Annotated in this window: 23 protein-coding genes and 1 riboswitch; of the genes, 13 read left to right on the top strand and 10 right to left on the bottom strand. The window is 61.7% G+C overall.

All coding sequences use genetic code 11. The features are described 5' to 3' along the window. Nucleotides 1-14: 14 nt before the first annotated feature. From ABTV87_RS06960 to rpoE, 3 genes are read right to left on the bottom strand one after another with little or no spacing between them, the layout of a single operon-like run. Complete coding sequence (locus ABTV87_RS06960; protein ID WP_007958001.1) at nt 15-977, bottom strand: MucB/RseB C-terminal domain-containing protein; 963 nt, start codon at nt 975-977, stop codon at nt 15-17. Nucleotides 978-985: 8 nt separating this feature from the next. Further along, nucleotides 986-1573, bottom strand: a complete 588-nt coding sequence (locus ABTV87_RS06955; protein ID WP_011332903.1) for a sigma-E factor negative regulatory protein — start codon at nt 1571-1573, stop codon at nt 986-988. A 31-nt stretch (nt 1574-1604) separates the two neighbouring features. Beyond that, nucleotides 1605-2186, bottom strand: coding sequence for an RNA polymerase sigma factor RpoE (gene rpoE, locus ABTV87_RS06950; RefSeq protein WP_003172477.1), 582 nt, complete (start codon nt 2184-2186; stop codon nt 1605-1607). Nucleotides 2187-2744: 558 nt separating this feature from the next. Between rpoE and nadB the strand changes: the two genes are divergently transcribed. Next, nucleotides 2745-4361 carry an L-aspartate oxidase gene (gene nadB / locus ABTV87_RS06945; RefSeq protein WP_007957994.1) on the top strand — a complete coding sequence of 539 codons (1617 nt, stop codon included), beginning with the start codon at nt 2745-2747 and terminating at the stop codon, nt 4359-4361. Here nadB and ABTV87_RS06940 read toward each other — a convergent pair. Next, nucleotides 4330-4782, bottom strand: a complete 453-nt coding sequence (locus ABTV87_RS06940) for a protein YgfX (RefSeq protein ID WP_085605537.1) — start codon at nt 4780-4782, stop codon at nt 4330-4332. The two genes, nadB and ABTV87_RS06940, sit on opposite strands and share 32 nt — an antisense overlap. Then, nucleotides 4766-5020: a succinate dehydrogenase assembly factor 2 gene (locus tag ABTV87_RS06935; protein WP_007957989.1), complete on the bottom strand. Its 255-nt coding sequence runs from the start codon at nt 5018-5020 to the stop codon at nt 4766-4768. The genes ABTV87_RS06940 and ABTV87_RS06935 overlap by 17 nt, the downstream gene beginning before the upstream one ends. A 149-nt stretch (nt 5021-5169) precedes the next feature. On the opposite strand from ABTV87_RS06935, the gene ABTV87_RS06930 reads away from it, so the two are divergent. Further along, nucleotides 5170-6111, top strand: a complete 942-nt coding sequence (locus tag ABTV87_RS06930) for a YgfZ/GcvT domain-containing protein (RefSeq protein WP_433899169.1) — start codon at nt 5170-5172, stop codon at nt 6109-6111. A 35-nt stretch (nt 6112-6146) separates the two neighbouring features. Continuing rightward, entirely contained in the window at nt 6147-6968 is an 822-nt protein-coding gene (locus ABTV87_RS06925) for an HDOD domain-containing protein (protein ID WP_085605533.1), read from the top strand. On the opposite strand, the gene ABTV87_RS06920 is transcribed toward ABTV87_RS06925, so the two are convergent. Further along, a complete protein-coding gene (locus ABTV87_RS06920; protein WP_011332897.1) occupies nt 6969-8354 on the bottom strand; it encodes a sensor histidine kinase in 1386 nt (461 codons plus the stop codon). Continuing rightward, nucleotides 8347-9018, bottom strand: a complete 672-nt coding sequence (locus ABTV87_RS06915) for a response regulator (protein ID WP_007957980.1) — start codon at nt 9016-9018, stop codon at nt 8347-8349. Before ABTV87_RS06915 ends, ABTV87_RS06920 begins: the two co-directional genes overlap by 8 nt. A 450-nt stretch (nt 9019-9468) precedes the next feature. Here ABTV87_RS06915 and ABTV87_RS06910 point away from each other — a divergent pair, with 450 nt between their 5' ends. The 4 genes from ABTV87_RS06910 to ABTV87_RS06895 are packed head-to-tail and all read left to right on the top strand — an operon-like array spanning nt 9469 to nt 13509. Then, on the top strand, nt 9469-10446 hold the full coding sequence (locus ABTV87_RS06910; RefSeq protein ID WP_085605528.1) for a Bug family tripartite tricarboxylate transporter substrate binding protein: 978 nt from the start codon (nt 9469-9471) through the stop codon (nt 10444-10446). Nucleotides 10447-10504: 58 nt separating this feature from the next. Next, nucleotides 10505-10963: a tripartite tricarboxylate transporter TctB family protein gene (locus ABTV87_RS06905; protein ID WP_007957976.1), complete on the top strand. Its 459-nt coding sequence runs from the start codon at nt 10505-10507 to the stop codon at nt 10961-10963. 1 nt (nt 10964) lies between these two features. Then, nucleotides 10965-12479 (top strand): tripartite tricarboxylate transporter permease, encoded by a 1515-nt coding sequence (locus tag ABTV87_RS06900; RefSeq protein WP_007957974.1) that lies wholly within the window; start codon nt 10965-10967, stop codon nt 12477-12479. Continuing rightward, entirely contained in the window at nt 12472-13509 is a 1038-nt protein-coding gene (locus ABTV87_RS06895; protein ID WP_085605526.1) for an AbrB family transcriptional regulator, read from the top strand. Before ABTV87_RS06900 ends, ABTV87_RS06895 begins: the two co-directional genes overlap by 8 nt. 136 nt (nt 13510-13645) lie before the next feature. Here the strand turns inward: ABTV87_RS06895 and ung are convergent, their stop codons facing one another. Further along, a complete protein-coding gene (gene ung, locus ABTV87_RS06890; protein WP_085605867.1) occupies nt 13646-14341 on the bottom strand; it encodes a uracil-DNA glycosylase in 696 nt (231 codons plus the stop codon). Between the two features lie 132 nt (nt 14342-14473). Here ung and ABTV87_RS06885 point away from each other — a divergent pair, with 132 nt between their 5' ends. Then, a complete protein-coding gene (locus tag ABTV87_RS06885) occupies nt 14474-15586 on the top strand; it encodes an enoyl-CoA hydratase/isomerase family protein (protein WP_129972865.1) in 1113 nt (370 codons plus the stop codon). A gap of 50 nt (nt 15587-15636) precedes the next feature. Here ABTV87_RS06885 and ABTV87_RS06880 read toward each other — a convergent pair whose 3' ends face one another. Continuing rightward, nucleotides 15637-16041, bottom strand: coding sequence for a hypothetical protein (locus ABTV87_RS06880; protein WP_007957969.1), 405 nt, complete (start codon nt 16039-16041; stop codon nt 15637-15639). 178 nt (nt 16042-16219) lie between these two features. Next, a complete protein-coding gene (locus tag ABTV87_RS06875) occupies nt 16220-16483 on the bottom strand; it encodes a hypothetical protein (protein ID WP_007957968.1) in 264 nt (87 codons plus the stop codon). Nucleotides 16484-16766: 283 nt separating this feature from the next. After that, nucleotides 16767-16867, top strand: a riboswitch (guanidine-I (ykkC/yxkD leader). Between the two features lie 63 nt (nt 16868-16930). On the opposite strand from ABTV87_RS06875, the gene ABTV87_RS06870 reads away from it, so the two are divergent. Genes ABTV87_RS06870 through ABTV87_RS06850 form a run of 5 tightly spaced genes read left to right on the top strand, consistent with a single transcriptional unit; the run spans nt 16931 to nt 21008 of the window. Next, complete coding sequence (locus ABTV87_RS06870) at nt 16931-17998, top strand: putative urea ABC transporter substrate-binding protein (protein WP_433899168.1); 1068 nt, start codon at nt 16931-16933, stop codon at nt 17996-17998. A gap of 18 nt (nt 17999-18016) precedes the next feature. Further along, the gene (locus tag ABTV87_RS06865; RefSeq protein WP_433899167.1) at nt 18017-18832 is read left to right on the top strand and encodes an ABC transporter permease; all 816 of its coding nucleotides are present in this window, start codon (nt 18017-18019) and stop codon (nt 18830-18832) included. After that, nucleotides 18829-19617 (top strand): ABC transporter ATP-binding protein, encoded by a 789-nt coding sequence (locus ABTV87_RS06860; protein WP_258713024.1) that lies wholly within the window; start codon nt 18829-18831, stop codon nt 19615-19617. The genes ABTV87_RS06865 and ABTV87_RS06860 overlap by 4 nt, the downstream gene beginning before the upstream one ends. A gap of 12 nt (nt 19618-19629) precedes the next feature. Further along, complete coding sequence (locus ABTV87_RS06855) at nt 19630-20355, top strand: urea amidolyase associated protein UAAP1 (RefSeq protein ID WP_433899166.1); 726 nt, start codon at nt 19630-19632, stop codon at nt 20353-20355. Between the two features lie 11 nt (nt 20356-20366). Next, a complete protein-coding gene (locus ABTV87_RS06850) occupies nt 20367-21008 on the top strand; it encodes an urea amidolyase associated protein UAAP2 (RefSeq protein WP_007957962.1) in 642 nt (213 codons plus the stop codon). The last annotated feature ends 144 nt before the right edge of the window (nt 21009-21152 follow it).

Raw genomic sequence — 21152 nt, 5'->3', positions numbered from 1 at the left:
TAGCTGGAATCAGCTCACTGCTTGCTGGTTGCAGCGCCATCATTGCGCATCGACAGGGCAATCCGTTCGGCGGTCCCGATTGGAATCTCGCCAACCACCGTCACCATCATTTCGCCTTGAGGCGTTGTCAGACGGCGGGATACGGCAACGGTCGGGCCCAGTTGAGTCCGGGTATCGGTGACGGTTGCGCCGTTCAGCGGTTCCAGGAAGACAGAGAAACGGGCAAGACCATCGTCATACATCAGGCTGTTGACCTGGGTCTTGGTTTCCGGATCCTTGTGCGAGGAGCTGCTGGTGAGCTCGAAGCCAGGAGGCAGCCAGTCGGAACGCCAGACCTGTGCGGTCTTGACCGCAGACGCCTTGTCGCTGTCGAGGGTGACTGTCTTGCAATCTGAGTTGGCTTGCAGGTCTTTATCGGATGGAACTTCAGAGGTATCCAGCCGCGTGAACTGGAATCTCTCAAGCAACTGCCCCTTGTCGTTCAGCAGCAGCGACTTGAGCGGCAGGCCCGTTTCCTTGTCCAGATGCAGTTCGAAACCGTAGCGGTGCTGATCCCGCGGCGTCAGCGATACGATCACCGCTTCACGCCCGGCCACGCGCGACTTGCCAATGACGGCAAGCTCATACCAGTTCTTCAGCTTTTGAGGATCGAGAGGGCGAGCGGCGGAATTGGGAGAGTCTCCCAGCCCCGCAATCAAGGTGCCGCTGACGCATTGAGTATGCCCATCAATGCGCACGACTTCCTGAGCCGAACCGTCGAGCTGAAGCAAACGCTCTCGGACCTGGCCATTCTGGACGCGATGCCAGATGTTGTGGGTAGAAAAGCTACCGTTACGCTCGTAAACGAATGTGCCGTGAAAGCTTTGCTGCTGCTCGGCCTGGCCCAGGCGGGTCAACCAGTCCTGAGCCTCGTCGGCGTGGGCTGGAACAATGAACCAGCCGCTGAGCAGAAGCGAAAGTAGAGGTATGGCGCGCATGATCCCCCTTAACGGTTTTCCAGGCTTGCTGCACGTGCATATGGCAGCGCACTCTCGGTGCCTTTCAAGGCAGCCTGTTGAGCGTGTTGACGCAGGTAACCTGGCAGACGCTGATCGTGCCAGCCTGGCTGACCTTGCAGTACGCCATTGGCCATTGGGCCAGTAGCTTCCGAACTCTCATTATAGCCTGCCAATACCGCCGGGCCTTTGACCTGAGGGGTGGCCAGCACTGGCTGGTTGGATTGCTGAGCGAGTTCGACGCCAGCGATTTCGTCCTGGTTGTACAGGCGAACACCCGCCAGTACGGCAACGGTCACCGAGGCAGCTACGGCCAGACGACCGAGACTGCGCCATGGGCCGCGGGACACTTTGGCAGGGGTCGCTTCGTCTTCCAGCGCAGCAGAAACGGCCGCAGCAAGATCCAGACGTGGAAGCAACAGATCCTTGTGCATGGCTGCCCGAGCGATCTGATAACGAGCCCAGGTTTCACGGGTTTCAACATCGTCCAGTGCGTTGAGCACTCGACGCAATTCCAGTTCGTCCGCTTCGTTATCCATCACTGCGGACAGCGATTCCTGCAGGGCTTCACGACTCATGGCGTTCCTCTCTTGGCTGTCGCCGCTGTCTTTAGTTTTCCTGCAACAACGGCTGCAGGGCTTTATCGATGGCCTCCCGGGCGCGGAAAATCCGGGAGCGCACGGTACCAACCGGACATTGCATGACGCTCGCGATGTCCTCGTAACTCAGACCATCGAATTCGCGCAAAGTTAACGCCGTGCGCAAATCCTCTGGCAGTTGCTGAATGGTTCGATGGACGGTGCCTTCGATCTCATCCCGCAGCAATGCACGTTCAGGTGACTCGAGATCTTTCAGGCCGTGATCGCCGTCATAGAACTCTGCATCCTCGGAACTTACATCGCTATCCGGCGGCCGACGGCCGCGTGAAACCAGATAGTTCTTCGCCGTGTTAATGGCGATGCGGTACAGCCACGTATAAAACGCACTGTCGCCGCGGAAATTTCCAAGCGCTCGATACGCCTTGATAAAGGCTTCTTGTGCGACGTCCTGGGCTTCATGGGTGTCGTGCACAAAACGCACGATCAACCCGAGAATTTTGTGCTGATACTTCAGCACCAGCAGATCGAAAGCTCGCTTGTCGCCACGCTGAACGCGTTCGACCAGCTGCTGATCCTCTTCCTGGGTTAGCATGAACACTCCTCGATAAACTCGGAGGAGGCTTGCATGACCAAACGACCGGACTTGCAAACATAGACTCGGGCTTTTCGCAAAAGTTCTCCCCCTCCAAGCAAGTTTCCTGCGGGCTCTGATTTGGCACGCACGAAAAACGCAGCGCGGGATGAACCGGCTGCGCGAATAATCTTGTCATCGGCTCGCCGGCAAGAACCCAACCGCAGGTTCCGCATTGAAGCCGACACTGTCCCTTGTTTCGGGCAACTGTCTATTGATCTTGGGCCTCTGGCAAAAGTTCCAAATATTTATAGACGTGCCGCGCCGACATTGTGCAACCGTGAGCGGAAAAAGCGTGTTTCATCTGCGATACAGTCGCTTTTTCCCAAAACCGCTGAAAAAAACATCCGACAAAGCGTCGGTATTTTTTCGTCACGGTAGTTTCACAATGCCATATCGGCCCGGCTATTGTGCCGCCCCACCCCTCTATATACTAGTGGGCTGTGTGGCTGTCTCGACTCGCCCATCCGCCTGTCCTGCGCCAACCCCGACCCGGGTCGCTTTGAGCGGAATCCTGAAATGAGCCAACAGTTTCAACACGATGTTCTGGTGATTGGCAGCGGCGCTGCCGGTTTGAGTCTCGCGCTGACCCTGCCCGGTCACTTGCGCATCGCCGTACTGAGCAAAGGCGACCTCGCCAACGGCTCGACCTATTGGGCACAAGGTGGCGTCGCGGCCGTGCTGGATGATACCGACACCGTCGAGTCCCATGTCGATGACACCCTCAATGCCGGCGGCGGCCTGTGCCATGAAGACGCCGTGCGTTTCACCGTCGAGCACAGCAAGGAAGCGATCCAGTGGCTGATCGACCAGGGCGTGCCGTTCACTCGTGACGAACAGTCCGGCACGGAAGACGGCGGTTTCGAATTCCACCTGACCCGCGAAGGCGGCCACAGCCATCGACGGATCATCCACGCAGCCGATGCCACTGGCGCTGCCATTTTCACCACCCTGCTGGCCCAGGCCAAAGAACGCCCGAACATCGAATTGCTCGAACAGCGGGTAGCGGTCGATCTGATCACCGAGCGCCGGCTGGGTCTGGAAGGCGAACGTTGCCTCGGCGCCTACGTGCTCAACCGCAAAACCGGGGAAGTCGATACCTTCGGCGCACGCTTCGTGATCCTGGCGTCCGGCGGCGCTGCCAAAGTCTATCTATATACAAGCAACCCTGACGGTGCCTGCGGTGATGGCATCGCCATGGCCTGGCGTTCGGGTTGCCGGGTGGCGAACCTGGAGTTCAACCAGTTCCACCCCACCTGCCTCTATCACCCGCAAGCCAAGAGCTTTCTGGTAACCGAAGCCCTGCGCGGCGAAGGCGCCCATTTGAAGCTGCCGAACGGCGAACGCTTCATGCAGCGCTTCGACTCACGTGCAGAACTGGCGCCACGGGACATCGTCGCCCGAGCCATCGACCACGAAATGAAGCGTCTGGGTGTCGACTGCGTTTACCTCGACATCAGCCACAAACCCGAAGCCTTCATCAAATCGCACTTCCCGACCGTCTACGAGCGCTGCCTCGGATTCGGCATCGACATCACCAAACAGCCAATCCCGGTCGTACCGGCCGCGCACTACACCTGCGGCGGCGTGATGGTCGATCAACAGGGCCGCACCGACGTGCCCGGCCTGTACGCCATTGGCGAAACCAGCTTCACCGGCCTGCACGGCGCCAACCGCATGGCAAGCAACTCGCTGCTCGAATGCTTCGTCTACGCCCGATCGGCAGCGGCGGACATTCTCGAGCAACTGCCCGACGTCGCGATCCCGCGCGCCCTGCCCGCCTGGGACGCCAGCCAGGTGACCGACTCCGATGAAGACGTGATCATCGCCCACAACTGGGACGAATTGCGGCGGTTCATGTGGGACTACGTGGGCATCGTGCGCACCAACAAGCGCCTGCAACGGGCACAGCATCGCGTGCGCCTGCTGCTGGACGAAATCGACGAGTTCTACAGCAACTATAAAGTCAGCCGTGATCTGATCGAGTTGCGCAACCTGGCGCAGGTAGCGGAACTGATGATCCGCTCGGCCATGGAGCGCAAGGAGAGCCGAGGCCTGCATTACACCCTCGACTACCCGGACCTGCTGCCCGAAGCGCTCGACACTATTCTGGTGCCGCCCACCTACGTCGGCTGAACTTGAGGCGTACCCGCAGGCGTCGGTGCAGATCCGCCGCCTGCGAGTCTCGGGGCATACAGAACGACCTGACCCGCCGTTCACCGCACAATCGAAAGCGCAGCACCACGATCAGTGGCAGCGCCAGGCTGTCCGGGCGCAATTGCACCGCTTGCCAGCCATCGGCCTTGTTCCACAGCTGCCAGCCATCGGCGTCCCGACGCAATCCGCAAAATGCCTCGGGATGACTCAGCAGGATCTGCCGCGGCAACACCCAGGCAGCATGGGCGAGACACGCGAATGCCCCGAGCAACCCGGCCCAGAATGGAATCGATAACAGAAACAAAGAACCCAGCGCGAATGCCTGGGCCAGAAGATACGCCGCCAGCAACTGCCGTGAGGCATGCCAGCGGCATTCGAACGTGTTACTTGGGCTGGACACGATCCAGAATCATGCGAACCATGCGTTGCAGCTCGGGATCTTCCGATTCGCTGCGCTCCATGAACCAGCCGAACATGTCCTGATCCTCGCACTCGAGCAGGCGGACATACAGCGCGCGATCCACCTCGTTCAGATTGGCGTAGACCTCTTTCACGAACGGCACCAGCAACACGTCGAGTTCCAGCATGCCGCGACGGCTGTGCCAAAAGAGGCGATTCAGTTCAACTTGTTCGACCATGGAGCCCTCCTCAAATAGGCCGCAAGTATACAGGCCCGAAGCGGGCCGAACAGTCGGCTTTGGTCGGGCACCACCGATCCTTTATCAACTACCCATTTCAACACCACCCCCTTATGATGTGCCCCAGTCTATTTACCCTGCGATGACCCATGGCCGATTCTGCTTTTTTCTGCACCCTCTCTCATGAAGGCGTTCTCGCGGTTCGCGGCGCGGATGCCGGCAAATTCCTGCAAGGCCAGCTGACCTGCAACATCAATTACCTGAGTGAAACCCAGGCCAGCCTTGGTGCCCGTTGCACGCAGAAAGGCCGGATGCAGTCGAGTTTCCGCATCGTGCTTGATGGCGACGGCGTGCTGCTGGCGATGGCCGGCGAGCTGCTGGAACCGCAACTGGCGGATCTGAAAAAGTACGCGGTGTTCTCCAAATCGAAACTGACCGACGAAAGCGCCTCCTGGGTGCGCTTCGGTCTGGATCATGGCGATGCTGCCCTGAGCAGCCTGGGTCTGGAACTGCCGGCAGACACCGACAGCGTGGCTCGCCACGAAGGGCTGATCGCGATTCGCGTCTCCCCTAACCGTGCCGAACTTTGGGTGCCCGCCGATCAGGCCGACACAGTCAAAGGCAAGCTGTCCGCGCAATTGACCGAAGGCGAACTCAATCAATGGCTGCTGGGACAGATCCGCGCCGGTATCGGCCAGGTCATGCCGAGCACCCGCGAGCTGTTCATCCCGCAGATGCTCAACCTGCAAGCTGTCGGCGGTGTGAGCTTCAAGAAAGGCTGCTACACCGGCCAGGAAATCGTCGCGCGCATGCAGTACCTGGGCAAACTCAAGCGTCGCCTGTACCGCGTGCAACTGGACGCCAGTGAATTGCCGGAGCCGGGAACCCCGCTGTTCGCCCCGAGCCACGGCAGCTCCATCGGCGAAGTGGTGCTGGCCGCCCGTACCGAAAAGAATATTGAACTGCTGGCGGTGTTGCAGGCCGAAGCTGCCGACGCAGGCGATTTGCATCTGGGCACGGCCGAAGGTCCGGCGCTGCACTTGCTCGACCTGCCTTACGAACTGGATCGCGACCGCGAAATCCAGCGTTGATCGCAGCATTTGTTGCAACACCCTAGAGAAACGACATGAGTGAGCTGGCGGATAAGGTCCAACAGGATTTGGTTGAGGCCATCGATAACGATGACCTGGTTCTGCCAACGTTACCGGAAGTGGCCCTGCAGATTCGCAAGGCCGCTGAAGACCCGGATATCAGCGTCAGCGACCTGAGCAAAGTGATCGGCCGCGACACGGCGCTGTCGGCGCGCCTGATCAAAGTGGTCAACAGCCCGCTGCTGCGCGCCACTCAGGAAGTCACCGACCTGCACACCGCCATCACCCGGCTCGGCGTCAATTACAGCAGCAACCTGGCGATCGGTCTGGTGATGGAGCAGATCTTCCACGCCCGCTCCGACGTGGTCGAACAGAAGATGCGCGAAGTCTGGCGCAAGAGCCTGGAGATCGCCGGCGTCAGCTACGCGCTGTGCCGCCGCTACACCCAGCTCAAACCCGATCAGGCTGCGCTCGGTGGGCTGGTTCATCAGATCGGCGTGCTGCCGATCCTGACCTACGCCGAAGACCACTACGAATTGCTGTCCGACCCGGTCAGCCTCAACCATGTGATCGACCACATTCACCCGCTGCTCGGCGACAAGCTGCTACGGGTCTGGGAGTTTCCGGAGCGATTGGTGGAGTTGCCGGGGCTGTATCAGGACCTCAAGCGCGAATCGCAGCAGATCGATTACGTCGACATCGTGCAAGTGGCCAGCCTGTATTGCCACAAGGACACCGATCACCCGATGGCCCGCATCGATCCGTTCAGCGTGCCGGCATTCCGCAAGCTCGGCATCGATCCGGAAAACAAGGCGCTGTGCGCCGATCTGGAAGAATCGCGGTCGATGTTCTACTGATCAACCGGCGACAAAACTCACCCGCACCTTCAAACCCGCCTGCTCGCCATCGTGCAGACTGATCTGCGCAAGATGCGCGCGGCAGATTTCCCCGACAATCGCCAACCCCAGCCCGGAACCGGCCACTTGCTGGTTGCGCCGGTAAAAACGTTCGAACACCCGATCCCGCTCTTCCAGCGGAATGCCCGGCCCATCGTCTTCAACCTCCAGCACCGCCGGCGCCGTGACCCGCAGAATCACGTTGCCGCCCGGCGGCGTGTGCGCCAGCGCGTTGTCCACCAGATTGCTCAGCAACTCGTTGAGCAACGTCGGCTCGCCGCGCAGCCACACCGGTTCGTCCGCTTCCAGCGCCAGCGCGACTCCACGCGCGTGGGCCAGCGGCGCCATGGCCATCCCCAGCTCCCGGGCCAACTGACTCAGATCGAGCAACTGCGCACCGCCCTCGGCGATCGCCCGGGCGCCGTTTTCCACCCGGGCAAGCGACAGCAACTGGTTGGCCAGATGGGTCAGGCGATCCGTGCTTTGCGCCGAGGATTCCAAGGTGTCGCGCCAGGTCTGCGGCTCGTTTGAGCGCAAGCCCAGTTCAAGTCGCGCCTTGAGCGCCGCCAGTGGCGTGCGCAGTTCATGGGCCGCATCGGCGATGAATTGCGCCTGCCGCTCGAACTGCCCGCGCAGGCGTTCGGTAAAGTGATTGAGCGCCCGCACCAGCGGCCACAATTCGTGTTGCACTTCCACCAGCGGCAACGGCCGCAGGTCATCGGGCTGACGCTCTTCCACTGCCGTGCGCAAACGCTCGATCGGCCGCAGCGCAGCACTCACCGCAAACCACACCAGCAACAACGCGCCAATCGCCAGCATGCCCAATCGCAGCAAAGTGTCGGCCGCCAGACTGCGGGCCATGCTGACGCGCGCCTCGTCGGTTTCGGCGACGCGGATTTCCGCCATGCCGTTCATGTTCGGCTCGCTGACCGCTTTTAGCAGACTCACCACACGCACGTTCTGCCCCTGATATTTCGCGTCGTAAAAGCGCGCGAGGGCGGGATAGCTGTCGGTTCTCGGGGTGCCCGGCGGCGGGCCGGGCAGGTTTTCGTAGCCGGAAATCAACTTCTGGTTGATGTCATTGACCTGGTAATAGATGCGCCCGGCGCTGTCGTAAGCGAAGGTGTCGAGCGCCACATAAGGCACGTCGGCACTGAGACTGCCATCGCGCTGCGACAGACCGGCGGCGATGGTCCGCGCCGAGGCCAGCAGCGTGCGGTCGTAGGCAGTGTCGGCAGCTTCGCGACCGTTCCAGTACGCGCTCAATCCGCTGGCGAGCATCAACACCACCAGCAGCAGCGCGAGGTTCCACAGCAACCGCCAGCGCAGGCTGCTGGGCTTATGCATCGCGGCTTTCCAGCAGATAGCCCAGGCCTCGGAAGGTCACGATGGCCACTGAGTGGCCGTCGAGTTTCTTGCGCAGGCGATGCACGTAGATTTCGATGGCGTCGGGGCTGGCCTCTTCGTCTAGGCCGAACACCTGCGCAGCCAGTTGCTCCTTGCTCATCACCCGACCCGGACGGGCAATCAGCGCTTCGAGCACTGCCTGTTCGCGAGAGGTCAGCGTCAGCAATTCATCGCCGAGTGTGAAGCGTCGGGTGTCGAGGTCATAGGCCAGCACACCGCAACGCTGCTGGCGTTCGCCGCCGAGCACGCTACGGCGCAACAGGGCTTTGACCCGCGCTTCGAGTTCGGTGAGTTCGAACGGTTTGGCCAGATAATCGTCGGCCCCAAGATTGAGCCCATGGACCCGATCCTTGACGTCGCTGCGAGCGGTCAGCATCAGCACCGGAAGGTTCTTGCCCCGGGCCCGCAGGCGCGCCAGCACTTCGAAACCGTCCATGCGCGGCAGGCCGACATCGAGGATCGCCACCGCGTATTCCTCGCTGCCCAGGGCCAGATCGGCAGCCACGCCATCGTGCAAGACGTCCACGGTCAGACCGGTGCTCTTGAGCGCCTGGGCGACGCTTTCGGCCAGCGGCAAATGGTCTTCGACGAGCAGGACACGCATGGATCTCTACCTCATTCAGGGATGGCCGACGCCATTCTTTGCGGCGGAGTTTACAGCCGCAACCGCCACTGTGAAGCCCGAAAACACGCGAAAGAATACTGAAAGGTTAGCGAAAGGTTGGGCCGTTAGAGTCGCTTCACCGAGGGTCCCGACTGCCGACCTTCGCCGTTTTGTCTGTCCTTACACCGTAGCTTCAAAACGTAGCTCTCGAAAAACGCCTCGATGCGTTTTCGCCAATAAGAACAATAACGAGGTACTGCACCATGCTGTCCACACAGCTTCAGGTTGACCCGTTTCATTCTTCCTCTCGAATTTCCCCGTTTTCGCTTGTCAGCGCGATCGTCGGCTGCACGGCGTTCAACCCGTCCGGGTCTGAGCCTGTTAGCCTGCGCGCGCGAAACTGCCGCACCTGAAACATCCCCAAAAACAACAACTCCCGTGGAGACACTCATGAACCGATCCCTGCGCCGTTTCGCCCTCGCCGCCGGTTGCGTGCTGTTCGCCGGCCAACTGATGGCCGAACCGAAACGTCCGGAATGCATCGCCCCCGCCTCCCCCGGCGGCGGTTTCGACCTGACCTGCAAACTGGCGCAAAGCGCGCTGGTCAACGAAAAACTGCTGACCAAACCGATGCGCGTGACCTATATGCCTGGCGGCGTCGGCGCGGTGGCGTACAACGCCGTTGTGGCGCAGCGTCCCGCCGATGCGGGCACTCTGGTGGCGTGGTCCAGCGGTTCGTTGCTGAACCTGGCCCAGGGCAAGTTCGGTCGGTTCGATGAAACCAACGTGCGCTGGCTGGCAGCGGTCGGCACCAGCTATGGCGCCATCGCCGTGAAAAGCGATTCGCCCTACAAAACGCTCGACGATCTCGTGCAGGCGCTGAAGAAAGATCCGAGCGCTGTGGTGATCGGTTCCGGCGGCACCGTCGGCAGCCAGGACTGGATGCAGACCGCACTGATCGCCAAAGCCGCCGGGATCAACCCGCGCGACCTGCGCTACGTCGCCCTCGAAGGTGGCGGCGAGATCGCCACCGCGCTGCTCGGCGGCCACATCCAGGTCGGCAGTACCGACATCTCCGACTCCATGCCGCACATTCTCAGCGGTGACATGCGCCTGCTGGCCGTGTTTGCCGAGAAACGCCTGGACGAGCCGGAAATGAAGGACATCCCGACAGCTCGCGAACAGGGCTACGACATCGTCTGGCCGGTGGTGCGCGGTTTCTACCTCGGGCCAAAAGTCAGCGACGAAGACTACGCCTGGTGGAAAGACTCCTTCGACAAACTGCTGGCCTCGGAAGACTTCGCCAAGCTGCGGGATCAGCGTGAACTCTTCCCGTTCGCCATGACCGGTCCCGAGCTGGACACCTACGTCAAGAAACAAGTGGCGGACTACAAGGTGCTGGCCAAAGAGTTCGGCCTGATTCAGTGATCGTCTCTGTCTAGTGCTCACGGCCCTGCCTCGCAGGGTCGTGGCCCAGGAGCTCCCCATGCTTATTCAACGCATTTTTGCCTCGGTGCTGTTGCTGGTCTGCGCCAGCCTGGCACTGATGGCCTGGCCGTATCAGGCGGCTTTTTCCTACGAACCGGTCGGCCCTCGGGCATTCCCCCTGCTGATGCTGGGCCTGATGGGCCTGGCGCTGCTGTACATGGTGTTTCGTCCGGCGCCCATCAAACACAGTGAGGACGAGCCGCCGCTGGATCGCGAAACCCTGACCAAGATCTCGATCTGCGTCGCCCTGCTGCTGGTGTTCGCCGGCTTGTTCGAACCGCTGGGCTTCATCCTCAGCAGCATTCTGATCGGCATCCCGATGGCGCGCCTGTATGGCGGGCGCTGGGTGCCCAGCGTCATTGTCACGACGCTGATGGCGATCGGTTTGTACGTGCTATTCGACCGCGTGATGGACGTACCGCTGCCCCTCGGCCTGCTCGACGTTCTGGAGAACTGATATGGATACTCTCGGTTATTTGGGTCAGGGCTTCGGCGTCGCGCTGAGTCCGTACAACCTGGTCACGGCCCTGACCGGCACGCTGATCGGCACCGTGGTCGGGTTGTTGCCGGGCTTGGGCCCGATCAATGGTGTGGCGTTGCTGATCCCGATTGCATTCGCCCTCGGACTGCCGCCGGAGTCGGCACTGATCCTGCTGGCGGCGGTTTATCTGGGCTGCGAATACGGCGGCCGGATCAGCTCGATCCTGCTGAACATTCCGGGCGAAGCCTCAACCGTGATGACCACCCTCGACGGTTACCCGATGGCCCGCAAAGGCCTGGCCGGTGTGGCGCTGTCGTTGTCGGCGTGGAGCTCGTTCATCGGCGCCTTCATCGCCACCTGCGGCATGGTGCTGTTCGCGCCGCTGCTGGCGAAATGGGCGATTGCCTTCGGGCCGGCGGAATACTTCGTATTGATGGTGTTCGCGATTGTCTGCCTGGGCGGCATGGCCGGTGACCGACCGTTGAAAACCTTCATCGCGGCGTTGATCGGCCTGTTCCTGTCCAGCGTCGGCATCGACGCCAACAGCGGGGTTTACCGCTTCACCGGCGACAACATTCACCTGACTGACGGCATTCAGTTCGTGGTGCTGGTGCTGGGCCTGTTCTCGATCAGCGAAATCCTTCTGCTGCTGGAGAAAACCCATCGCGGCCAGGAAGCGGTGAAAGCTACCGGGCGGATGATGTTCAACTTCAAGGAAGCGGCGTCGGTGTTCGTGGTGAACATCCGTTGCGGCCTGCTCGGTTTCATCATGGGCGTGTTGCCGGGTGCCGGTGCGACCCTCGCCAGTGCTGTGGCCTACATGACCGAGAAACGCATCGCCGGTGCCAGCGGCAAGTTTGGTCAGGGCGACGCCCGCGGCCTCGCTGCACCGGAAACCGCCATCGGTGCCTCCGCTTGCGGCGCGCTGGTGCCGATGCTGACCCTCGGCGTTCCGGGTTCGGGCACCACGGCGGTGATGATCGGCGCTCTGTCGCTGTACAACATCACTCCGGGCCCGCTGCTGTTCCAGCAACAGCCGGACATCGTCTGGGGCCTGATTGCCTCGCTGTTCATCGCCAACATCATGCTGGTGATCCTGAACATCCCGATGATCCGCATCTTCACCCGCATCCTCGCCGTGCCGAACTGGGCACTGGTGCCGGTGATCGCGATCATTACCGGGATCGGCGTCTACGCCGTGCACGCGACCACGTTCGACCTGTTCCTGATGGTCGGCATCGGCATCTTCGGCTACATCCTGCGCAAACTGGATTTCCCGCTGTCGCCAGTCCTGCTGGGCTTCATCCTCGGCGGCCTGATGGAGCAGAACCTGCGCCGGGCGCTGTCGATTTCCAACGGTGCGCTGGACATCCTCTGGTCGAGCCCGATCACCTTCGGTGTCTGGGTGTTGACCGCGCTGATGCTGGCGTTCCCGCTGCTGCGCATCTGGCGCCGTCGCTCCGCTGCCCGGAACGCGATTGCCGATGTTTGATCGCTCCTCGTTGAAACAGTGGTGGGGAACCCCGCTGGTCGGTCTGCTTGGCGGTTACATCGCCAGCCAGATCGGCTGGCCGCTGCCGTGGATGGTCGGCTCGTTGCTGGCGATCATCCTGGTGCGCTGCCTGACCCCATGGCAATTGGCTGAAATCCCTGGCGGCCGCAAGTGCGGCCAATGGATCGTCGGTATCGGCATCGGCCTGCACTTCACCCCACTGGTGATGGAGCAGGTGCTCAGCCACTTCGGCCTGATCTTCTTCGGCGCGCTGGTCACCAGCCTGTCGGCGGTGGTCGGCGTGTGGCTGATGCGCCGCACCGGCGAAGATCGCGCCACGGCGTTTTTCTCCAGCATGCCTGGCGGCTCCGGCGAGATGGTCAACCTCGGCGCCCGCAACGGCGCGATGCTCAGCCATGTCGCGGCCGGGCAGAGTCTGCGGGTGTTGGTGGTGGTGTTGTGTGTTCCGGCGGCGTTCAAATATCTGCTGGGTGACGGCACTCCGATTTCACACGCTGGCAGCGTCGACTGGCGCTGGCTGGCGATTCTTTTTCCGGCGGGTGGCCTGCTCGCCTGGCTCTGGCAACGTCTGCGTCAACCCAACCCTTGGCTGTTCGGCCCGCTGCTGGTCAGCGCGGCAGTGAGCATCGGCTGGGATCTGCACATCAGTTTGCCCAACGGTGGCAGTCAGATCGGCCAGTGGCTGATCGGCAGCGGGCTGGGTTGTCACTTCAACCGGCAGTTCTTCCGCCGCGCACCGTCGTTCATGGGCCGCACGCTGATCGGCACGGCGCTGACCATGTTGATCGCGACACTGGCGGCGTTGGGGCTGAGTGCACTGACCCACCTGGATCTGCGTTCGCTGACCTTGGGCATGATGCCCGGCGGGATCGCCGAGATGAGCCTGACCGCAGAAACCCTGCAACTGTCGGTGCCGCTGGTGACGGCGATGCAGGTGATGCGGCTGTTGTTCGTGCTGTTTCTGGCGGAACCGTTGTTCAAATACTGGAACCGTAATTCCGAAGCCTGATCCGGTTACTGATCGTTCCCACGCTCTGCGTGGGAATGCAGCCTGGGACGCTCCGCGTCCCAAAGCGGACGCAGAGCGTCCATTGAGGCGTTCCCACGCAAAGCATGGGAACGAGATTAGCTGCCAGCCCTGAGTTTCAGACCACCGACGGCAGGCGCCACTCGATCGGCGCTTCGCCGTTCTGCTCGAGGAATTTGTTGGTGCGACTGAAGTGCCCGCAACCGAGAAAGCCGCGATAGGCCGACAGCGGTGACGGATGCACCGACGTCAGCACCAGATGTTTGGTGGCGTCGATCAGCTTCTGCTTGCTCTGCGCATGAGCGCCCCAGAGCATGAACACCAGATGCGGTTGCTGCTGGCTGACCACTTCGATGATTCGATCCGTGAAGAACTGCCATCCCTTGTCCTTGTGTGCATTGGCGTTGGCGCGTTCGACGGTCATGGTGGTGTTGAGCATCAGCACGCCCTGATCCGCCCAGCTCTGCAGATAGCCGTGGTTGGGGATGTCGATGTTCAGGTCGCGCTTCAGCTCTTTATAGATGTTGACCAGCGACGGCGGCGCCGGCACGCCCGGTTGCACCGAGAAGCACAAGCCGTGGGCCTGGCCCGGGCCGTGGTACGGGTCCTGGCCGAGGATGACCACTTTCACCTTGTCCAGCGGCGTCGAATTCAACGCGTTGAAGATCATCGGGCCCGGCGGATAGATTTCCTTGCCGGCTGCCCGCTCCTGCTGCAGAAAAGTGCGCAACTCTGCCATGTAAGGCTGGTCGAATTCGGCACGCAGTGCCTCCTTCCAGCTCGGTTCGAGTTTGATACGGTCGTCAGCAGTCATGGTCATACCCGGCAAAAACAATGGGGCGAACCCTAGGAAAGCCGACCACGCTTGTCAATTGATCTGACGCAGATCCGGCACTTTCCCACACAGCGATCATACTGATCGTTCAAATTCCCGATCGAGGTCACGATGAATCTGCACTTCGAAGAACTCACCGGCACCGACGGCGCGCGCATCGGCGTGGCCACGCTGGATGCCGAAAAGTCGCTCAATGCGCTGTCCCTGCCGATGATCCACGCCCTGAGCGACAAACTGAACGCCTGGGCCAAGGATCCGCAAATCGTCTGCGTGCTGCTGCGCGGTAACGGCGCCAAGGCCTTCTGCGCTGGCGGCGAAGTGCGCAGCCTGGTGGAAGCCTGTCGCGCCCATCCCGGCGAAGTGCCGCCGCTGGCCGCACAGTTTTTCAACGCTGAATACCGTCTGGACTACAGCTTGCACACCTACCCGAAACCGTTGATCTGCTGGGGCCATGGCTATGTGCTCGGCGGCGGCATGGGCCTTCTGCAAGGCGCGAGCATCCGGATCGTCACGCCGAGCAGTCGACTGGCGATGCCGGAAATCAGCATCGGCCTGTACCCGGACGTCGGTGCCAGTTGGTTTCTGTCACGACTGCCGGGCAAGCTCGGTTTGTTCCTCGGCCTGACCGGCGCACACATGAACGGTCGCGATGCGATCGATCTGGACCTGGCCGACCGCTTCCTGCTCGACGAACAGCAGCAGGAACTGATCGACGGCTTGTTGCAGTTGAACTGGCAGGAACAGACCGCCATGCAGCTCAACAGCCTGCTCAAGGCGCTGCAGCAGGAAGCCGTGGCGCAAATGCCTGAGGCGCAATGGCTGCCGCGTCGGCAGCAAATCGACGAATGGCTGGATGTCAGCGACGTGACCTGCGCCTGGAAAGCCATCAGCCTGCATCGGGACAGCAGCGACCTGTTGATTGCCCGCGCGGCGAAAACCATGAGTGAAGGCTCGCCACTGACCGCGCATCTGGTCTGGGAACAGATCATTCGTGCCCGCCACTTGTCGCTGGCCGAAGTCTTTCAGATGGAATACACCCTGAGCCTCAATTGCTGCCGACATCCGGAGTTCAGCGAAGGGGTCCGGGCGCGACTGATCGACAAGGATCACAAACCGCACTGGCACTGGCCGGACATCGCCCGGGTGCCGGACGCGGTGGTCGAGGCGCACTTTCACAAGGTGTGGGAGGGGCGGCATCCGTTGGCGGATCTCTCCAGCTACTGAAATCCGGGCACAAAAAAAGCGGCGCTCATGCGCCGCTTTTTTGCGGGGGGTTACCAGCGGTTGCCGTGTCGGTTGTAGTCGCCGCGTCCACTGTGACGGTCGTAGTTGCCACGACCCCGGCGGTCATCCCAGCCACCGCGACGGTGGTCGTCCCAGCGTCCGCGATCATGACCGTGCCAGCGACGGTTCTCGTAGTAACGCGGGGCCGGTTGGTAGTAACGAGGCGCCGAGTAATAGCGTGGAGCCGGTTGGTAATAACGTGGCGCTGGCTGGTAGTAACGCGGCGCCGAATAATACGTGCTGCCGCCGCTGTAATAAGTGCCACCGCTGTTGTAGTACGAAGGTGCCTGCGATGTGTAGACCTCTGAGCTGTAGTAGCCATCTCCGTAGGAATAAGGGACGCATCCGCCAAGGGAAAAAAGCATCACGGTAAACAGAAGAATTCGGCGATACATGGCGGCCTCCTGGACCGCGGGTAGCCACACCAGCGACGCTGGCAGGCGTCAGTCTTTCATTCGGCGACTGACGAAATATCTGACAGCGATTTCGGCATCCGGTGCGTTTCTGCAACAACTTGAAACAAGTGATTCATGAAACCTTGTTCATGCAGAAATGCCGTCATTCAGCCGCTGATTAGTGGTGCCCACCGTGGTATCCGCCGCCGTGATAACCCCGTCCGTAGCCACCGCGATAGCCATAGCCGCCGTAGTAATAGCGGGCGCCGCCGTAGTAGCGCGGACCGTAATAGCCACCGTAGTAATAAGGCGAGTAGTAGCCGGGAGAGTAATAGGGCGTGGAGTAAACATCGTAGCCGCCGGCGTAGTAGTAACAACCGGACAGTCCCAGACCGAACACCGCAGCGAACAGTGCTCGACGCAGCATTTTCTTGAGAAGCATGGCGGCCTCCTGAAAGACCTGTGACAGCAGTCGGCACAGACCGGCTGACATCAGGTTTGACTGACGAACCGCTACCGAGTGCCCACGCCGAACGCGCATCGGATCAGCGGCCATCGCGCTGCATCACGGTGCAAGCGCGCACCAACACAAAGCGCTGAATGCACCTGACAACTGAGCCCCTCCTCCCACAAGCCACGTGGCAGGCGGCTCGCCGCGACTTGGCACGCCTCTCGCTTTAGCAAACACGTGCAGGAGTCATCACAGGTTCGCGGCACCACAATTTGCAATGGCTGACTAGGGTTCCGGCTCGCATCTGCGAGTGGCTGGTCCGAGAGTTGGCGACCTCCAGTTGAGGTTACACGGCGGGACAAAAGCCCGGGAGACAAGCCACCGTTCGCGGTGCCGCGTTGCCTTCCTGTCCGCCCACGATCAACTGGAGAATCCGCCATGTCACGACTACGTTTCCCCGCCCTGCTCGCCGCCGCCTTCGCCGCCCTCCTCAGCAGCCAGACCCAGGCTGCCCAGAAAGACCATTTCAGCGTGTGCTGGACGATCTACGCCGGCTGGATGCCATGGGAATACGCCGGCAGCCAGGGCATCGTCGATAAATGGGCGAAGAAATACGGGATCAAGATCGACGTGGTCCAGCTCAACGACTACGTCGAATCGATCAATCAATACACCGCCGGTCAGTTCGATGGCTGCACCATGACCAACATGGATGCGCTGACCATTCCGGCCGCCGGTGGCGTGGACAGCACCGCGCTGATCGTCAGCGATTTCTCCAACGGCAACGACGGCATCGTCCTCAAGGGTGACGGCAAGAAAGTCGCCGACCTGAAGGGCATGGACGTCAACCTGGTCGAACTGTCGGTCTCGCATTACCTGCTGGCCCGCGCGCTGGACTCGGTTGACCTGACCGAAAAAGACCTGAAAGTGGTCAACACCTCCGACGCCGACATTTCCGCCGCCTTCAACACCGAGCAGGTCAACGCCGTCACCACCTGGAACCCGATGCTCTCGGACATCAAGGCCAAACCCGGCGTGACCGAAGTCTTCAACTCCAGCCAGATCCCCGGCGAAATCATGGACATGATGGTGGTCAACAGCGCCACCCTCAAAGACAACCCGGCGCTGGGCAAGGCGCTGACCGGCGCGTGGTTCGAAGTGGTCGACTTGATGAACGCCAGAAACGCCGCCAGCAAAACCGCACTTGAGCACATGGCCAAAGCTTCGGGAACCGATCTGGCCGGATTCCAGGCGCAACTGGACACCACCAAACTGTTCGCCACGCCGAAAGAAGCCCTGGCGTTCGCCACCAGCAAGCAACTGCCGGAAACCATGCGCAAAGTTGCCGAGTTCTCGTTCCAGCACGGTTTGCTCGGCGAAGGCGCCAAGGACACCAGCGCCGTCGGCATGTCCTTCGCCAACGGCGTGACCAGCGGTGACATAGGCAATCTCAAGCTGCGTTTCGATCCGACTTACGTGCAGCTGGCCGCCGACGCCAAGCTGTAAGCCACGGAGGATTTGGCCATGCGCCTGATCAATCGTCACCCGGATCGACCGAGTCGCCTGTTGCTGGTGATCCTGCCCTTCGCCCTGGTTCTGTTCGCCTACTTCATGGGCTCGGCCGAGCGCCTGGCGGACAACCCCAACGACAAACTGCTGCCCAGTGCGGTGCAGATGAGCGATGCGGTCAAACGCCTGGCATTCAAAGCCGACAGTCGCACCGGCGAATACCTGCTCTGGCAGGACACCGCGTCGAGCCTCGGACGCCTGGCCATCGGCCTCGGCATCGCGGCGCTGGCCGGGTTGTGCCTGGGCATGGCGGCCGGCACCCTGCCGCTGTTCGGCGCACCGTTGTCGCCGATGCTGACGGTGTTATCGATGGTGCCGCCGCTGGCGATACTGCCGATCCTGTTCATCGTCTTCGGCCTCGGCGAGCTGTCGAAAGTGATGCTGATCGTGATCGGTATCACCCCGGCACTCGCCCGAGATCTGGAACAGCGCGCGCGGGACATTCCGGTCGAACTGCTGATCAAGGCGCAGACCCTCGGCGCTTCGACCTGGACCCTGATGCTGCGCGTGGTTCTGCCACAACTGTTGCCGCGCCTGCTGATTTCACTGCGGCTGATGCTCGGTTCGGCGTGGCTGTTCCTGATCGCCGCCGAAGCCATCGCCTCTACCGACGGTCTGGGCTACCGGATTTTCCTCGTGCGCCGTTACCTGGCGATGGATGTGATCCTGCCGTACGTGGTGTGGATCACCCTGCTTGCCTGGCTGATGGATTGGGGCCTCAAGCACCTCACCCGGCGCGCATTCCCCTGGTATGAGGGGGCGGCCAAATGAGCTTCATCACGGTGAAAAACGTCTGGCAGCAATACGCCGACCAAGTGGTGCTCGAAGGCTTGAACCTCAACGTCAACGAGGGCGAATTCTGCACGCTCGTCGGTGCTTCGGGTTGTGGCAAGTCGACCTTCCTGCGCCTGCTGCTCGGTCAGGAAACCGCCAGTCGCGGCGAGATTCTGCTCGATGGTCAGCCACTGGCGCGCGAGCCGGATGCGAGCCGTGGCGTGGTGTTCCAGCGCTACTCGGTGTTCCCGCACCTGTGCGTGCTGGACAACGTCGCCCTCGGCCTCGAACTGCCGCGTGCGCCACTGCTCGGGCGTCTGTTCGGCAGTGCCAAACAGGACGCCCGCGAGCAGGCCTCGGCGCTACTGCACAAAGTCGGCCTCGGCCATGCGCTGGACAAGTACCCGGCGCAACTGTCCGGCGGCATGCAACAGCGGCTGGCGATCGCCCAGGCGTTGATCATGAAACCGCGCGTGCTGCTGCTCGACGAACCGTTCGGTGCGCTCGATCCGGGCATTCGCAAGGACATGCACGCCCTGCTGCTGGAGCTGTGGCGCGAGACGCAACTGACGGTATTCATGGTCACCCACGACCTGTCCGAAGGTTTCAGCCTCGGCACCCGTCTGCTGGTGTTCGACAAGGTCCGCCTCGACCCGCACGCCCCCGGTGCCTATGGCGCACGCATCACCTACGACATCCCTTTGAACAGCGACCGCCGCGCCGAACGCGCCGCCGTCGACGCCCTGCCGGTGCAACTGGCGAGTGCCCTTCGAACCGCTTGAGAGGAATTTCCCATGACTGATTCAACCCGAATTTTTCCACCCTTTGCCGAAGAAACCCTGCCCGGCGGCGGCCACCGCTCCTTCGTCTTGAAGCGCGGGCAACTGCTGCGTCTGACCGACCTGCGCGGTGGGGCCAACGTCAGCCTGACCTTGCTCAACGCCAACGAAAAAACCGAGCGCCTGAACCTGCCCGACAGCCTCAAGTGCCAACACACCGCCAAGCTGACCGTCGGCCATTGCCTGTACTCGGACATGGGCCGCGTGCTGGCGGCAATCACGGCGGATACCTGCGGCTGGAGCGACAGCCTCGGCGGTGTGCTGTGCGCCGAGGAAGTCGCGGAAAAATACGGTCAGGGCCGCTATCAGGAACTGCGCAACGGCTTCTTTCGCAACGGCACCGACAACCTGCTGGTGGAGCTCGGCAAGTGGGGGCTGGGCCTGTCCGACCTGCTGATGACCCTCAACCTGTTCAGCCGGGTCAACGTCGACGACAGCGGGCGTTTGCACTTCGTCGAGGGACATTCGCAGGCCGGTGACTACATCGAACTGTATGCACCGATGGACACGCTGGTTGTGCTCACCGCTCTGCAACATCCGCTGGATCCGTCGCCGCAATACGCCCCCAAACCGCTGAAGCTGAGCTGGATGAACGCTGACCCGAGCGTCGCCGAGCACTGCCGCACCTCGCGCCCGGAGAACGAGCGCGGCTTTATCAACACCGACCGTTTGTTCGCCTGAGGATCGTCGCCATGTCAGTTGCTATCGCCACTTCGCAAAAACAACCCGACGCTGCGGTGTACCGCGCCACCATTCCCGCCGGCGAACCCTGGCTGATGGAGGTCAAGGCCGGCCAGACCCTGCGCATCCTCGATCTGGAAGGCAATCAGGCGGTCGACACCTTGTTCTACAGCGCCGCCAATCCCCGTGAGCGCTACGACGTACAGCGCACATTGCGTCGACAAAACAACGTCTACCTGAGCACCGGCAGCGTTTTGTATTCCAACCTCGGCAAGCCGATGCTGACCCTGATAGCCGACACCTGCGGCCGCCACGACACCCTTGGCGGTGCCTGCGCGCAAGAGAGCAACACCGTGCGCTACGCCCTGGAAAAACGCTACATGCACAGCTGCCGCGACAACTACCTGCGCGCCTGCGCCCACGACGGACGCCTGGGCAAAGGTGACATCGGGCCGAACATCAATTTCTTCATGAACGTGCCGGTGACTGCCGAGGGTGGCCTGACCTTCGAAGACGGGATTTCCGCCCCCGGCAAATACGTCGACCTGCGCGCGGAGATGGACGTGATCGTGCTGATTTCCAACTGCCCGCAACTGAACAACCCGTGCAACGCCTACAACCCGACACCTGCGGAGCTACTGGTATGGAACTGAAATTCGTCCGTCTGCGCCGCTGGTTGTTTGCCCTGTGCCAGGCGCGCTCAGGCCAGTGCCTGAAAAAGTGAAGTGATTTCGCCGTCGGGGACGACCCTGGCGCCTGAACAAAAACGGCGGGACGGCCCGCCTCCCAGTCGAGCC

The sequence above is a fragment of the Pseudomonas sp. PSE1(2024) genome (assembly GCF_050990555.1).
Lineage (GTDB): Bacteria > Pseudomonadota > Gammaproteobacteria > Pseudomonadales > Pseudomonadaceae > Aquipseudomonas > Aquipseudomonas aphyarum.
The sequence above is the reverse complement of the archived record's forward strand: the minus strand, read 5'-3'. Positions and strand labels throughout refer to the sequence as shown.